11 protein-coding genes are annotated in these 15762 nt (G+C 68.5%); 4 read left to right on the top strand and 7 right to left on the bottom strand.

The genetic code is table 11. The features are described from left to right. Nucleotides 1-127 precede the first annotated feature (127 nt). The 4 genes from DX03_RS05260 to hflK form a co-directional block, all read right to left on the bottom strand. Entirely contained in the window at nt 128-1420 is a 1293-nt protein-coding gene (locus tag DX03_RS05260; RefSeq protein WP_038686937.1) for an adenylosuccinate synthase, read from the bottom strand. A gap of 370 nt (nt 1421-1790) precedes the next feature. Then, a complete protein-coding gene (locus tag DX03_RS05255) occupies nt 1791-1976 on the bottom strand; it encodes a DUF2065 domain-containing protein (protein WP_038686935.1) in 186 nt (61 codons plus the stop codon). A 70-nt stretch (nt 1977-2046) separates the two neighbouring features. After that, on the bottom strand, nt 2047-2910 hold the full coding sequence (gene hflC / locus DX03_RS05250; protein ID WP_038686933.1) for a protease modulator HflC: 864 nt from the start codon (nt 2908-2910) through the stop codon (nt 2047-2049). After that, the gene (gene hflK / locus DX03_RS05245) at nt 2907-4031 is read right to left on the bottom strand and encodes an FtsH protease activity modulator HflK (RefSeq protein WP_038686932.1); all 1125 of its coding nucleotides are present in this window, start codon (nt 4029-4031) and stop codon (nt 2907-2909) included. The genes hflC and hflK overlap by 4 nt, the downstream gene beginning before the upstream one ends. A gap of 205 nt (nt 4032-4236) precedes the next feature. On the opposite strand from hflK, the gene DX03_RS05240 reads away from it, so the two are divergent. Then, complete coding sequence (locus DX03_RS05240) at nt 4237-5232, top strand: YhdH/YhfP family quinone oxidoreductase (protein ID WP_038686930.1); 996 nt, start codon at nt 4237-4239, stop codon at nt 5230-5232. An 89-nt stretch (nt 5233-5321) separates the two neighbouring features. Continuing rightward, the gene (gene pilH / locus DX03_RS05235; protein ID WP_038686928.1) at nt 5322-5705 is read left to right on the top strand and encodes a twitching motility response regulator PilH; all 384 of its coding nucleotides are present in this window, start codon (nt 5322-5324) and stop codon (nt 5703-5705) included. Between the two features lie 98 nt (nt 5706-5803). On the opposite strand, the gene DX03_RS05230 is transcribed toward pilH, so the two are convergent. Then, nucleotides 5804-6700 carry a DnaJ C-terminal domain-containing protein gene (locus tag DX03_RS05230; protein WP_038686926.1) on the bottom strand — a complete coding sequence of 299 codons (897 nt, stop codon included), beginning with the start codon at nt 6698-6700 and terminating at the stop codon, nt 5804-5806. A 247-nt stretch (nt 6701-6947) separates the two neighbouring features. Here DX03_RS05230 and DX03_RS05225 point away from each other — a divergent pair, with 247 nt between their 5' ends. Beyond that, nucleotides 6948-7430 carry a peroxiredoxin gene (locus DX03_RS05225; protein WP_038686925.1) on the top strand — a complete coding sequence of 161 codons (483 nt, stop codon included), beginning with the start codon at nt 6948-6950 and terminating at the stop codon, nt 7428-7430. A gap of 29 nt (nt 7431-7459) precedes the next feature. Beyond that, nucleotides 7460-8047, top strand: coding sequence for a ferritin-like domain-containing protein (locus tag DX03_RS05220; protein ID WP_038686923.1), 588 nt, complete (start codon nt 7460-7462; stop codon nt 8045-8047). Nucleotides 8048-8422: 375 nt separating this feature from the next. Here DX03_RS05220 and pbpC read toward each other — a convergent pair whose 3' ends face one another. After that, nucleotides 8423-10798: a penicillin-binding protein 1C gene (gene pbpC, locus DX03_RS05215; RefSeq protein WP_038686921.1), complete on the bottom strand. Its 2376-nt coding sequence runs from the start codon at nt 10796-10798 to the stop codon at nt 8423-8425. Nucleotides 10799-10853: 55 nt separating this feature from the next. Then, the gene (locus tag DX03_RS05210) at nt 10854-15731 is read right to left on the bottom strand and encodes an alpha-2-macroglobulin family protein (RefSeq protein WP_425598309.1); all 4878 of its coding nucleotides are present in this window, start codon (nt 15729-15731) and stop codon (nt 10854-10856) included. Nucleotides 15732-15762: the final 31 nt, after the last annotated feature.

Raw genomic sequence — 15762 nt, 5'->3', positions numbered from 1 at the left:
GTATATGCAAGCAGGACAGCGCCTGTGGCAGGGACAGAACCGAAAAAGCCCCGCTTTCGCGGGGCTCCTTCGTGTATCTGCCTGGTGCGATGGCGGTGCCGAGCAGGGCTCGGCACTACCGGGTGGCTCAGGCGAACGGGTCCTGCAGGACCATGGTGTGGTCGCGGTCCGGGCCGGTGGAAACGATGCTGACCGGGCAGCCGGCCAGCTCTTCCAGCGCACGCAGGTAGGCGCGGGCGGCCGGCGGCAGGTCGTCCCAGTTGGTGATGCCGTGGGTGTTCTCGGTCCAGCCCGGGAACTCCAGGTACACCGGGGTGCACTCTTCCCAGCCCTGCGCGTCCAGCGGGGCGTATTCGGTGCGCTTGCCGCGGTATTCGTAGGCGATGCAGACCTTCAGCTTTTCCATGCCGTCCAGCACGTCCAGCTTGGTGATGCACAGGCCGCTGATGCCGTTGATGGCCACGGCGCGCTTGAGCGCGACGATGTCCATCCAGCCGCAGCGACGCGGGCGGCCGGTCGAGGCACCGTACTCGGCACCGCGGTCGCGGATGCCCTGGCCGACTTCATCGTCCAGCTCGGTCGGGAACGGACCACCGCCGACGCGGGTGGCGTAGGCCTTGGCGATACCCAGCACGTAGTCGATCGCGTCCGCGCCCACGCCGGCACCGGCCAGCGCGCCGCCCACGGTGGTGTTGGAGCTGGTGACGTACGGGTAGGTGCCGTGGTCGATGTCCAGCAGTGCGCCCTGGGCGCCTTCGAACAGCACGCGCTTACCCTGCTTGCGCAGGTCGTGCAGGATGCCGGCAACGTCGGACTTCATCGGCTCGACGTACTCGCCGAAGGCCAGTGCTTCGTCGTAGGTCTTCTGGAAGTCGACCGCGTCGGTCTTGAGGTAATTGGTCAGCACGAAGTTGTGGTAATCCAGCGCGGTGCGCAGGAGTTCTTCCAGCTGGGCCGGGTAATGCAGGTCGGCGATGCGGATACCGCGACGTGCCACCTTATCTTCATACGCCGGGCCGATGCCACGGCCGGTGGTGCCGATCGCCTTGCCGCCGGCAGCGCGTTCGCGCGCCTGGTCCAGGGCGATGTGGTACGGCATGATCAGCGGCGCGGCCGGGGAGATCTTCAGGCGCGAACGCACTTCGACGCCGGAGGTTTCCAGCTCGGCGATTTCCTTCTGCAGCGCAGCCGGGGAGATCACCACGCCGTTGCCGATCAGGCACAGCGCGTCGGCACGCAGGATGCCCGACGGGATCAGGTGCAGCACGGTCTTCTTGCCATTGATGACAAGCGTGTGGCCGGCATTGTGGCCGCCCTGGAAACGTACTACGGCACCGATTTCCTCGGTGAGCAGATCGACGATCTTGCCCTTGCCTTCATCGCCCCACTGGGCACCAAGCACTACGACAGACTGACCCATGACGGGCTCCTCATATGTTGCGGCCATCGGGGCCGCGGACGGGTAAACCGTGGCGGGGCTGGCCAGCGCGGTGATGGCGGCTCCAAACGGGGAGCGGCCGGCGATGGAAGGCCCAGACACGGAAAAAGCCGAACGGGGAGGCCCGTCCGGCTTTTTTGCATTATCCGGGTTTCCTTGGGCAGGTGCCACCCCGGTGGAGGCGGGCGTTGGCAACCGGTCAGGAGGGGGGCACCGTGGCGCCGGCCCCTGCCCGGCCGCTGATGCGATCCGGTAGTGCCGGCCGCTGGCCGGCTCCTCAGCCAAGGTCGGGAGCCGGCCAGCGGCCGGCACTACCGGGTCTGGTCGGGAGCCGGCCAGCGGCCGGCACTACCTAGTGTTTCAGCCACCACAGCGTGGTCAGCCCGGCCAGCAGGATCACCCCGCCCCAGGTGCGCAGTGTGGCGCTGCGCAGCATCAGCAGGTGTTCGGCCATGCGCTTCCAGGCCAGCGGGGCGGCGAACAGGAACAGGCCTTCGAGCACGGCCACCAGGCACAGGGCCGAGAACAACTCTTTCATGACATCTCCACCAACAAAACGGGGACCCGGTCTGCACCGGGTCCCCGTGGGTTACCTGCCGCCTGCGGCCTCAGCGATCGCTCTTGAGGTACTGCAGGAACGGGTCGTTCTTGTCGAGCACGATCACGCCGTTGCCGTCGGCCATCGACCCACGATAGGCCTCCAGGCTGCGGTAGAAGGCGTAGAACGACGGGTCGGCCGAGCCGGCCTTGCCGTAGATGCGCGCGGCTTCGGCATCGCCGACACCGCGCAGCTGCTGCGCATCGCGCTCGGCTTCGGCCACGATCACCGTGCTGTCGCGGTCGGCCTGGGCACGGATGGTCAGCGACTGCTCCTCACCCTCTGCACGCAGCTTGGCCGCTTCCTGCTTGCGCTGGGCGCGCATGCGCTCGTACACATCGTTGATCACCTGGCTGTCGGTGGGCAGGTCGATCTGCTTGATGCGCAGGTCGATGATCTGCATGCCGAGGCCCTTCACCGCTTCGTTGATGCCGGTCAACTGCCCGGCAATCAGCTCGCTGCGGTCGCCGGACACCAGCTGCTGCAGCGAGCGCGAGTTGATCTGGTTACGCAGCGAGTCGGTGATGATCGGGGCCAGGCGCGCGTCGGCCACGCTGGCATCGCCACCGGTGGCACGGTAGTAATCGCGCACGTTGGAGATGTACCCGATGGCGAAGAAGTCGACGCTGACGTCCTTCTGCTCGGCGGTGAAGTAACGCGCCGGGGCAGTGGCGAGCACCTGGAAACGGCGGTCGAACACCCGCACCGTTTCCACCAGCGGCACCTTGAAGTGCAGGCCCGGCTTGATGTCGGCACGGACCACCTTGCCCAGGTTGAGCACCATCGCGGTCTGGTCTTCACGGACCACGTACACCGAGCCCAACAGGCCCAGCAGGGCGGCCACGGCCAACCCGATCCAAAGGGAACTCTTCATCGGCTGACTCCTTCACGACCGGTGGGGCGGGTGGTCGGGCGTTCGGTGTTGCGCACGCCATCCACCGGCGTGCTGGCCGGCAGCGACGGCAGCATCACTTCCGGGGTCACGGCCGGTGCGGCCGGTGCGGCAGCGCCGCGGGTGTCGCCGGGCATCGGCACGTAGATCAGCTGGCGGCCATCGCCCCCGATTATCTTGCGGTTCTGGCCGAGCACCTGCTGCACGGTTTCCAGCCACAGGCGCTTGCGGGTGACTTCCGGGGCGTCCTTGTACTGGGCCTGCAGCAGGGTGAAGCGTTCGGCGTCACCCTCGGCCTTGGCCACGGCGGCCTGCTTGTAACCTTCGGCCGTGGTGCGGGCACGCGAGGCCTGGCCGCGCGCTTCCGGCACGACTTTGGCCGCGTAGGCCTGGGCTTCGTTGATCAGGCGTTCCTTGACCTGCTGGGCGCCGTTGACCTCGTCGAAGGCCGGCTTGACCTCTTCGGGCGGGCGCGCATCGGGCAGGGTCAGGCCGGTGACGGCCAGGCCGGTGCGGTAGGCCTTCAGTGCGGCCTGCAGGCGTTCCTGGGCAACCAGCGCCAGCGGGCCGCGGTTGTTGAGGACGGCGTTGAGGTCGGCACGGCCCACCTGCTCGCGGACCGCGCTCTGCGCGGACTGCTCCAGCACCTGGTCGGCGGCCACCGTGCCAAACAGGTACAGGCGCGGGTCGTCGATGCGGTACTGCACGTTGACCGAGACGTTGACGATGTTCTCGTCACGGGTCAGCACCGGCACCTGGCTGCTGAACGTCTTGATCTGGGTGGCATTGACCTTGGTCACCGATTCGATCGGCCAGGGCAGCTTGAAGTTGGGGCCGGGCTGCAGGATCCGCGAGAACTGGCCGAAGCGCAGGACCACGCCGCGCTGCTGTTCGCCGATCAGCTGGAAGCTGGAGAACAGCAGCAGCAGAACCACCGCGACCGCCACCCAACGCAGGATGTTGCCATCGAAGAGATCCTTGAGCGGGCCGGGAAAACCGCCCCAACCGCTGCCATTGCCGCCACCGCGCGGGCCAAACGGCCCTCGTCGGTTCTCGTCGGGACCTTGTCCGCCCTTGTTGCCGCCGGGTGTATTCCAGGCCATGCACGCTCCATCAGTGAAAGGTTGCCTGCGGGCCATTCCGCACCGTCAACCATGAATCCTGTTCGATTCTACTAGATGGGGCGGATCGGCAGGATTGGAAGGGGCAAGGGGCCAACGGGATCGATTCATGCGTTGCCCAGCCGGGGGTCCCGGCCCGCGCAGGCAGCAGGTAAGGTGTCGTTCCACACCCCACGAGGCCGCCCCCATGCCCCTGCCCGCCCCCTTCAACGCCTTCCGCATCCACCAGGACGAGCACGGCCACCGCAGCGGCATCGAGGCGATCGGCCTGGATCAGCTCAACCCGGGCGAGGTGGTGATCCGCGCGCAGTGGTCGTCGGTGAACTACAAGGATGCCCTGGCCGGCACCGGCAAGGGCCGCATCCTGCGCCGCTTCCCGCTGGTGGGGGGCATCGACGTCGCCGGCACGGTGGTGGCCTCCACCGACCCGGCCTACCGCGAGGGCGATGCGGTGCTGGCCACCGGCTGCGGGCTCAGCGAGACCCGGGACGGCGGCTACAGCCAGTACGTGCGGCTGGCCGCGAGCGCGGTGATCGCCCAGCCGGCCGGGCTGACCCCGCGCGAGGCGATGGTGCTGGGCACCGCCGGCTTCACCGCCGCGCTGGCGCTGCTGCGCATGACCGACAACCGGCTGACCCCCTCGCATGGCCCGCTGGCGGTCACCGGGGCCACCGGCGGGGTCGGCTCGTTGGCGGTGGACATCTTCAGCCTCGCCGGCTTCGAGGTGCATGCCATCAGCGGCAAGGCCGACCAGGCCGACTACCTTCACGGGCTGGGCGCCAGCCAGGTGTTGCCGCGCGAGGCGCTGGCCACGGGCAAACCGATGGAATCGGCGCGCTTCGGCGGCGGCCTGGACAATGCCGGTGGCCCCATGCTGGCCAGCCTGCTGGCGCAGACGGTGCCTTACGGCAGCGTGGTCAGCGCCGGTCTGGCGGCCAGCCCGGCGCTGGACATGACGGTGATGCCCTTCATCATCCGCGGCGTGTCACTCCTGGGGGTGTCGTCGGCGGCTGCACCGCGCGCGCTGCGCGAACAGGTGTGGGAAAAACTCGCCGGCGATTGGAAGCCGCGCCACCTGGAGGCCATCTGTACGCGCGAAGTGGGCCTGGACGGATTGGCCGACGTGTTCGACGCGATGCTTGCGGGCGGCGCAGTGGGTCGCACGGTGGTGCGGATCGACTGAGCGTTGCAGGGGGGCGACGGACGGCATGCCGGACGCTTCCCGGCCATGCGCGCGCGGCACTACACTGCGGGCATAACCTGGGGAACAACATGGCACGCATTCTGATCGTCGACGATTCACCGTCGCAGCTGCTGGGGATACAGCGCATCGTCGAAAAGCTCGGGCACGAGATCCTGACCGCCACCGATGGCGCGGCCGGGGTGGAAGCGGCCCGGGCGCAACTACCCGATCTGGTGCTGATGGATGTGGTGATGCCCAACCTCAACGGTTTCCAGGCCACCCGCACGCTGGCCCGCGATGCGAGCACCAAGCACATTCCGGTGATCCTGGTGACCACCAAGGACCAGGACACCGACCGCATGTGGGGCATGCGCCAGGGGGCCAAGGCCTACATCACCAAGCCGTTCTCCGAGGACGAACTGTCTGAAGTGCTGGAGCGGGTCTTCAGCAACCAGGAACCGCCGACGGCGTGATGCCGACGGCCGGCCCGGTAGGTACCGACCGTTGGTCGGTACGCACTGACGGTCGGTAACAACGGTCGGTACGCCGATGCATCGGCGCACCGCCGGCATCACACCTTTTCGCCGAACGCCTTGGCCAGCGCCTTGTAGGCCTTCTTCTGGGCTTCTTCGGTCGGGGCCGGCGCCACGATCTCCAGCTCCACGATCTGGTCGCCGTCCGGGTTGCCCGGCAGGCCGCGACCGCGCAGGCGCAGCTTGCGCCCGGCATCGGATTCGGCCGGCACCTTCAATTCCACCGACCCGCCCAGGGTGGGCACGCTGATGCTGGTACCCAGCGCGGCCTGCCACGGCGTCACCTGCAGGGTGTACAGGATGTTGCGGCCGTCCACCTCGAACTGCGGGTGCTCGGCATATTCCACTTCCAGCAGCAGGTTGCCGCCGCCGGTACCCTGCCCGGTCAGCCGGATCACCTGGCCCGGGCGGATGCCCTTGGGCACGCGCACGTCCAGCTGCTTGCCGTTGACGTTGATGCGCAGGCTGTCGCCGGTATGGGCCGCTTCCAGCGGCACCGACAACTTGGCGCGGGTGTCGCGGGTGGGCTGCGGCCCCTGGCTGGCGCCGCCGAAGCCACTGGCACGGCCACCGCCACCGCCGCGCTGGCGCGCGAACAGGCTTTCGAAGAAGTCGCTGAAGCCGCCGCCGCCGGCGCCGCCCCCAAACACTTCCTCGTAATCGAAGCCCTGGCCGCCGCCGTAGTTCGGCGGTGCATGGAACTCCTCGCCCGGCCGGTAGCCCTGGGCCTTGAGCTGGTCGTAGGCGGCACGCTTCTGCGGGTCGCGCAGGGCTTCATAGGCCTCGTTCACGGCCTTGAACTTGTCTTCCGCGCCGGCCTCTTTGCTGACGTCGGGGTGGTACTTGCGTGCCAACCGGCGGTAGGCCGTCTTGATCTCGGCATCGCCCGCGGTCGGTTCCACCCCGAGCGTGGCGTAGTAATCCTTGAATTCCATCGATACACCTCGAATAAGTTCGGTCGCCCGCGCCGGCGGGCACCGTCCCGTCAATTCTAGCCGCTGGCAGCGCCGCTGCCGTGACGCGCGGGCTTGATCCGGCGCAATGCGTCGCGCATGGGCGGCGGCTACGCTGGCCCCGGCAGCGCTGCCCTGCCGTTGAAATGGGTGTCCACGCGATTTTTTCAACGTTTTGACGCCACCCTCCCACCCCGCTTACTACGCTGTCCGTGTCCAAGGAGTCCGCATGACCATCCACGTTGGCGACCGCATTCCCGAAGTCACCCTCAAACGCATCCGCGAGGGCATGGAGACCATCGACACCCATGCCCTGTTCGACGGACGCCGGGCGGTGTTGTTCGCCGTGCCCGGTGCGTTCACGCCGACCTGTTCGGCCCGCCACCTGCCCGGCTATGTGGAGCACTTCGCCGATTTCCGCCACCGCGGCATCGACGTGTTCTGCATGGCGGTCAACGACCCGTTCGTGATGAAGGCCTGGGGCGAAAGCCAGCACGTGCCCGACGGCCTGCAGCTGCTGTCCGACGGCAACGGCGAGTTCACCCGCGCGCTCGGGCTGGAGATGGATGCCAGCAGTTCGGGCATGGGCCTGCGGTCGCGCCGCTTCGCGCTCTACGTCGAAGACGGCGTGGTGCGCCAGACCTTCATCGAGGAACCCGGCCAGTTCGAGGTGTCCTCGGCAACGTACGTGCTGGAGCACCTGCCCAGCTGATCCCCCGCAACAAAGGAACCCGGCCAGCCATGTCAACGCCAGCCAAGCAATCCAGCCCCGCCCCCGCCACCCGCAGCACCGGCCCGGACGGCATCAGCGATACCGCCACCCTGCGTGCCCGCGCGCGCAAGGACATCGAGGACGGCGCGATCACGCCGACCTACAGCGCCGACCGCGAGGCGGTGATCAAGCTGCTCAACGATGCACTGGCCACCGAGTACGTGTGCGTGCTCCGCTACTACCGCCACTACTTCATGGCCAAGGGCATGCTCGCCGACGCGGTCAAGGGTGAGTTCCTGGAGCACGCCCAGCAGGAGCAGGCACACGCCGGCAAGCTGGCCGAGCGCATCGTGCAGCTGGGCGGCGAACCGGATCTCAACCCGGACACCCTGACCGCGCGTTCGCATGCCGAATACAAGGAAGGCAAGGACCTGCGCGACATGGTCCGCGAGAACCTCATCGCCGAGCGCATCGCCATCGACAGCTATCGCGAAATGATCAATTTCGTCGGCGACAAGGACACCACCACCAAGCGCATCCTCGAAGAGATCCTGGCCCAGGAAGAGGAACACGCCGACGAGTTCGCCGACCTGCTGGACGGCTGGATCGGGGAATAACCCCACACGCACCCGGAACAGGGCGTGCCGGCCGCTGGCCGGCTCTTCCGCTGTACTCCTGCTGGAACTGCTGCTGCCCCGGCCCCTGCTCGCGGATGATCAAACCGGTAGGGTCGCGCCCCAGCCGACTGCCGATACGCTCTCAACATGCGGTGGTGGCATGACCTGTGGCGAGGACGGTGCTGGTGCGCTTTTCCGACACAGGTCATGCCCTACCGGATGCGGAAGATGCATCGGCAGTCGGCTGGGGCGCGACCCTACCGGTGATATTGCCGCGTGCCGTTGGGATGGGTGGGCATTCCGTTGAATGGGTGTGGGTGACGTCGGGATGCCTGCGCGTGGTGTTGCCATGGCGGGACGTGCCACCGCGGGTTGCTATCGCAGGATGCGGAACCGGACCTGCGTCCACGCGCCATCGGAGGCCAGCGCGGTAAGGGTGTGCTCGCCGGTTTCGTCAAAATCGCGCTGGAACAGGCGCGCGCCCTCGGTGCGTGCGATCCAGCGTCCGTCCAGCAACCAGTCGATGCTGTTGTCGTTGCCCAGCGCGCGCAGCTGCAGGCGTACGCCATGCTCTGCATTGGGCGCGCGGGCCAGTGTGGCGCGGTCGTTGAGGCCTTCGATGTGCAGGCTGCCGCCGCTTTCGCGGCCATCGTCGCTGCAGTCCGGCGACAACGCCGGCAGCTGCGACGCATGCCGCTGTGCCAAGGGCAACCACGGGGACAACAGGGCCGGCCAGCGTGCGATCTCGCGCACCTCGGTCTCGTGCGGCAGGCGGCAATCCGGCGACACCCGCAGGCCGCTGCGCGCGTCCACGTTGAACCGTTGGCGCCCCGGCTGCCACAGCCGCGCGTCGCGCTCGGCGAAGGTGGGCGGCACCACGCCGTCCAGCACGAACGCATCCAGGCGGCGTTGGCACAACGCGTCCTCGGTGCGCTCGGCCAGCTCCCCGGTCGGCCAGCAGATCGCCTCGCGGGTCACGTTGGGCGGCATCGGCGCGCCACTGGCGTCGCCGGCCTGGCGCGGCAGGCTGTCCACCACCTCGAACATCAGCGGCAACGCGGTGACCGCGCCGTACTGCCCGGGCAACGGCGTGCCATCGGGCCGCCCCACCCACACCCCCACGGTGTAGTGGCGGGTACTGCCGATCGCCCAGGCATCGCGGTAGCCGTAGCTGGTGCCGGTCTTCCACGCCACCCGCGGGCGCCCGGTGACATCGAAGGTGCCGCTGCCGTACCCGGGCCGCGGGTTGGACTCGAGCACTTCGCGGGTGATCCACGCCGCACCCGGCGACATCAGGCGGCGTTCGATCACCGGATCGGCCGCGGTGTAGCGCACACGGCCGGCGATGCCGTTGCGGTTGAAGCCGGCAAATGCCCCAACCAGATCTTCCAGGCGCGCACCGGTGCCGCCGAGGATCAGCGACAGGTTGGGCGCGCTGCCATGCGGGAAGCGCAGCGTGATGCCGGCGTGCGACAGCCGCGCGGCGAAGCGCGCCGAGCCGACCCGGTCCAGCAGGTCCACCGCCGGCACGTTGAGCGACAGCCGCAGTGCCGTGGCCGAACTGACCGGTCCGTTGAACGCCGCGTCGAAATTGCCCGGGCGGTAACCACCGAACGCCTGCGGTGCGTCCACCATCAGGCTTTCCGAATGGATGAGCCCATCATCCAGCGCCATGCCGTACAGGAACGGCTTGAGCGTGGAACCCGGCGAGCGCCAGGCCTGCACCATGTCCACGTGGCCCAGCCGCTGCTTGTCGCCGAAAGCCACCGAACCGACATAGGCGCGGGCCTCCAGGGTGCGGTTGTCGACCACCAGCAACGCCGCCGACGTACGTTCGGGCAGCTGCGAGAAGTACGACGACACCCGTTCTTCCAGCGTGCGCTGCAGGCCGATGTCCAACGTGCTTTCGATCCGCGCCGCGCGCGGTTGCGCCGACCGCAGCCGTTGCGCCAGCAGCGCGGCATGCAGCGGCGGCTGCAGCGCGCGGGTGACCACCGGCTCGATGCGGGCATCGTCCACGTCGTCACGGCTCCACACGCCCAGCGCGACCATGCGCTCGAGCACCTTGTCGCGCGCACGCTGCGCCGCTTCGGGGTGGCGGTCCGGGCGCAGTCGGCTGGGCGCCTGCGGCAACACCGCCAGCAATGCGGCTTCGGCCTGCGACAGCCGCGCAGCCGGCTTGCCCAGATAGGCCCAGCTGGCCGCCTCCACGCCTTCGATGGTGCCGCCATACGGTGCGCGTTCCAGGTACAGCGCCAGGATCTGCGCCTTGCTCAGGTGCACTTCCAGCTGCACCGCGCGCAGCATCTGCTTGGCCTTGCCCCAGGGCGTGCGCGTATGCGGGTCGAGGATGCGCGCCACCTGCATGGTCAGGGTGGAACCACCGGACACGATCCGCCCCTGCAGCAGCCATTGCTTGCCGGCGCGCAGCAACCCCCACGGGTTGATTCCGGGGTGCCGCCAGAACCAGCGGTCTTCGTAATTGAGCAGGGCCTGCAGGTACAGCGGCGACACGCTGTCGATGGACGCCGGGTACCGCCACACACCGTCGGCATCGGCGAACGCGCGCAGCGGCGTGCCGTCGCGGGCGACCACCAAGGTGCTGGTGTCGCGCAGCTTCGGCAGCGGCGGCGGGAAGGACAGGTCCAGCACCAGCAGCAGGCTGAGCACGGCCACGGTGCCCCAGCGCAGCGTGGGCAACAGCCACTGCCGCGCCCGTAGTGCCAGGCGCTTGAAGGGGAATGACGTCATCGGCTGAACGACAGCGTGGTGCGGGCCATCGCGGCAGCGATGGCCCGCACCCGGCTCACGGTTGGACCACGGTCAACGTGGTCGGGTAGCTGCGGCCCACCCCACGCAGGTCGGGGCGGTACATGTCTTCCACCAGCGGCGGCGGCACCGTGTAGGTGCCCGGGGTGACCGCGCGCACCAGGTAGAACACCTTGGCGGTGCTGCCCCGCGACAGCTTCACTGCGGCCACATAGCGGTCGTCGCGGAACTCCTCGTGGCGCAGCGTGGCGGCATCGCCGCGGTCGTTGACGTTGAGCCCGTCCACCACCACGTCGGCCCACTGCTTGGCATCGCCCAGGTTGAAGTTCTCGATCTCAAGACCAGCGGGCAACAGGTCGGTGAGCAGCGCGTCGGGCATGTCCACGTTCGGGGTGATGCTGACCCGCACGATCAACGCCTCGCCTTCCTTCAACGCGCGCGGCGTCCACGGCTTGCCGTCGGTGGTGTACCAGGTGCGTTCCACGCCCAGGTGGCGGCTGTCCGGCTCCGGTGCGGTGCGCGGAATGCCGGCCACGTCCAGGCTGGCGAACATCGGCGGCTCCCCCTGCGGGGTGAAGCGCACGCCCTTGGCCAGCGCGGCGTAGTCGAAGCTGCGCCCGAACAGGCGACGCGCGGCGATGGCCTCCACCTCACCGCCCACAGCCAGTTCGCCGGACACCAGCTTCTTCTGGTTGGCCGACAGGGCCTTGCCCAGGCGCGCGATGGCGACCTGTTCCTGCGTGCTCAACCACAACCCGCTGCTGCTGCGGCGTGCATCCAGGGCCCGGCCCAGGTCGACCGCACGGGCGTCATAGCCCGGCTTGGACAGCTTGCGCTCGTGCAGCAGCGCGATCATCAGTGCGTCATCGCGCACCGCGCTGCCGTAGTCACCGAAGTACTGCGGGCGCTCGCTGCTCGGCTTGGCAAAGCCGGCGGCAATGGCCGCATCGCCACGCTTGTGGTCGCCCTGCAGCGACAACGCGATACCCAGGTGGACCAGCGGCAGGCCGGTCAGCGCCTTGCTGCGTTCGTTGTCATACAGCGCGCGCAGCGTACCCAGCGGCGCGCGGTTGACTCGCGCCAGCACGTAACCGGAGTACGCCTGGTTGGCGAACTTGAGGTTCTCGCGGCGGTCTTCACCGTAGAACTGGTTGCCACCGGACAGCAGGTCTTCGCTCAGGCGGTTGAGCGCCTTCTGCAGCACGCTGTCGGGCACCGCGAAACCTCCGTCCTTGGCATCCAGCAGGAACTCGGCGATGTACGGGGTGAGCCATGGGTTCACATAGCCGTCGTCGCCCCACATCGAGAAGTTGCCGTTGGCCACCTGCATCGAGGCCAGCCGGCCGAACGCGCCTTCCATGCGCTCACGGCGGGTCTTGGCATCCAGGCCGTCGGCACCGAGCATGGCCGAGGTCGCCTCGTCCAGCATCAGCGCCGCGTAGCCCTTGCTGGTGGTCTGCTCGGCGCAGCCATAGGGATACTTCAGTGCGTCGTTGAGCGCGCTGGCAAACGGAATCGGCGGCAGCGCGCTGACCAGCATGCGGGCGGTCACCGAATCGCTCATCAGGCCATCGGCCAGGCCGCTGCCCATCTCCACCGCACCCAGCGGGTCCAGCGTGCGGGTCTGCGAGCGCAGGATCTGCGGCCAGGCGGCGCGCACCGGCAGGTCGTAGCGGCGGTCCACCTTGAAGCCGTTGCCGTCCACCCGCACCCGCACCTTGGCCACCGTGTAGCCCTCGCGCGCGGTCAGCGGGAAGCTCAGGGTGGTCTTGGCGTCGGCCTTGAGCTGCAGCGTGCGGGTCGGTTCACCCAGGGCGAGCGGACCGATGCCGTCGACCTGCACCTTGAACTCGCCCGGCGTGCCGGTGAAGTTCTGCACGTCCAGGGTGACCGTGCTGCGGTCGCCCGGCGCCATCACCCGCGGCATGCTGGCTTCGGCCAGGATCGGCGCGCGCACCACCGTTTCCACATCGCGCTTGCCGTACTGGTCATCGGAATACACCACCGCCGACACCCGCAGGGTGCCGTTGAAGTCCGGCACCTTCAGCGCGATCCGGGCGATGCCCTTGGCATCGAGCTTCACCGGGCCGGAGAACAGGTCCACGGTCTGCACGCGCGCGGTGGGACGCTTGGCCTGGGGCATCGCCGCCAGCGCCATGTCGCCGCCGAACTTGAGCTTGCCGCTGCTGCCGTCAAAGCTCTCGATCACGCGGCTGTAGATGTCATAGGCATCCACGTCCAGGCGGCGCTGCGCGAAGAAGTGGCCGGCCGCGTCGGGCACCGGGAAGCGGGTGATGTTGAGGATGCCCACGTCCACCGCCGACACGGTCACGTGCGCGACCTTGCCCGCCAGCTGCGGCGCGCTCACCGTCACCGGCAGGGTCTGCTCGGGGCGCATCTGCTTGGGCGCCGACAGGCCGACCGCGATCTGGCGCGCCTTGCGGTCCATCGGCACGTGCACCACGCCCACCGCACGGGCCGGGGTGATCTTGCTCGGCGCACTGCCGCCACGGAACACCAGCGCGGTGATGTAGACGTCGTGGCGCTCCCACTCGGCGGTGACCGGGATGTCGAAGGTGCTGCCCGGCTTGGCGTCGATCTCCTGCACGTACAGCATCTTGTCGCTTTCCACCATCAGGATGCCCTTGCCGGCATGCGGCGGGGTAACGGTGACGCGGACCTTGTCGCCGGCCTTGTAGCCGGTCTTGTCCAGGCCCAGCTTGATCTTGTCCGGGCGTGCATCCAAGCCGCGGTTGTCGTCGTTCCAGCTCCAGCCGGCGCGGAACGGATAGCGGCTGGTCAGCCCGGTGGTCGGATCGAACACCTCCAGGCGGTACTCGCCCCACTCCACCGGCAGGTCGACCGTGGTGGCCGCGGTGCCGGCGTCGACGGTGCGGGTGTCCTTGTTCTCGAAGCGGCGGGTGAAGTCGTAATCCCAGCGGTTGTCGTTGAAGGTCCAGTGGTAGTCGCGCAGCTCGCGCACCAGGGTGATCTTCAGGCCCTTGGCCGGCTGCGGCTTGCCTGCGGCGTCCACACGCATCACTTCGAAGCGCGCGGCGCTGTTGGCATCGGCGCCGTCATCGGGATTGAACAGCGGACGCACGCCGACCAGCGCCGGCGCCGGCCACATCACCCGCTTCAGCGTGCGGGTGACGGTGCGCCCGCCGGTTTCGTACACGCTGCCGGACACCACCACCGCGATCGGGGCGGTCGGCTTGACCTCATCGGGCAGCGCCACGTCCTGGCGCAGCTTGCCGTCGGCCGGGAATTCGGTGTCGATGATGTCGCGTGCCTCACGCGGCAGTGCAAGGGTGGGGTCACCGAAGAAGTAGCCCGGCAACGCCTCCACCGGGGACTGCTCGGCCGCCACGGCCAGGCGCGCGGTGAAGCGGTTGCCGTCGGCGGGCGCGCCGTACAGGTAGGCCGCATCCGCGATCAGCTTGAGCGGCTCACCCGGCTTGAGGGTCTTCTGGGCACTGTCCAGGTCCAGCTTCATGCGCTCGGGCAGGAACTCCTCGATGCGCAAGGTCATGCCCTGGATGGCTTCCTTGCTGGCCGGGTTGGTGCGGAACTCCACCTGCCAGCGCCCGGTCGGGGCTTCGGCCGGAATGGTCTGTTCGAAGCTGAAATAGCCCTGCTCGCCCGGCTGCAGGCGGGTTTCGCGGAAGGTCTTGCCGTCCGGCTGCTTCAGGCGCAGGAAGACCGGCTGCGGCTTGGTGGGCTTGCCATCGTTGTCGCGCAGCAGCGCGGAGATGCGCACCGTTTCACCGGGGCGGTACAGGTCGCGGCCGGACCAGGCGAACACGTCGAACCAGGCGTTGTCGCGCCCGGCCACCGCGAACTCACTCAGGTCCAGCGCCGGCTGGTTGAACGGCAGCATCGAGGTGTCCGCACCGCTGCTGGCGATCAGCACGTGGCTGGCATCGAGCGTGTAGTTGAGCAGTGCATTGCCGTTGCCGTCGGTGCTGCCCTTGAGCACCACCTCGCCCTTGCCGTCGAGGATGCGCAGCTCGATCTTCTTCAGCGCCGCGCCGCTCTGCAGCGAGGCGGTATGCACGAACAGCTTGTCCTTGTAGGCGCGGGTGTGCAGCCCGATATCGCTGACGGTGAAGAAGGCGGTGTCGAACTCGCTTTCGAACGAGCCGCTGCGCTTCATCACCGCGAAGTACAGGCCGGGCTCCTGCAGCTGCTTGATCTCCTGGGTGGGCAGGTAGGTCAGCACGCGCTCGTTCTGCTTGCCGCCCAGTACGAACCGGTTGACGTACACCGGCTCGGCCAGCTTGGACATCGGCACGCGGTCGTCATAGTCGCTGTCCAGGTCCCAGCTGCCGCGACGCCCGCCGCGCTGGTACTGGCTGAAGAAGGTGGGCAGCTGGTTCTCGCGCACGCGCAGGAACTCCACGTCCACTTCCTGCACGTTCACCGACACCACCGGCAGGCCACGGCTGTCCTTGGCCGGCAGCACGCTGCCCTGCGAAGCGAAGCCGGCCACCGGCTTGAGCTCGCCGGTGAACACCTTCTGGCGCAGCTCCTTGCCGATCCGGCTGCCATCGGCGGCCAGCAGGTCGGGCGAGACGATCAGGTTGTATTCCTTGGCCGCCTCGACGAACGGGTAGCGCAGGGTCAGGCCGTCATCGGACAGGGTCCAGCTGCTGTCCTCGGTGCCCACCTTCTCGGCGAAGCGGACCAGCGCGTCGAAGTCCTGGGTGCCCACCAGCGGGCGCGAGAATTCCAGCGCCAGCGACACGCCGTCGCCCTTCTGGTCGGGGTAGGCCCGCACCAGGGTGAACTCGCTGACCTTCTCGGCCTTGGCCGCGATCGGTGCGCCGGACGGGGTGGGCAGCTGCCCGCTGTTGTTGCGGTTGCAACCCCCGATGCCCAGGGCCAGGCTGGCGACCAGCGCCAGGCCCGCGATTCCCTTCCAGCTCCACTGCCCGACCCGACTG

The sequence above is a fragment of the Stenotrophomonas rhizophila genome, from assembly GCF_000661955.1.
Classification (GTDB): Bacteria; Pseudomonadota; Gammaproteobacteria; order Xanthomonadales; family Xanthomonadaceae; genus Stenotrophomonas; species Stenotrophomonas rhizophila.
The sequence above is the reverse complement of the archived record's forward strand: the minus strand, read 5'-3'. Positions and strand labels throughout refer to the sequence as shown.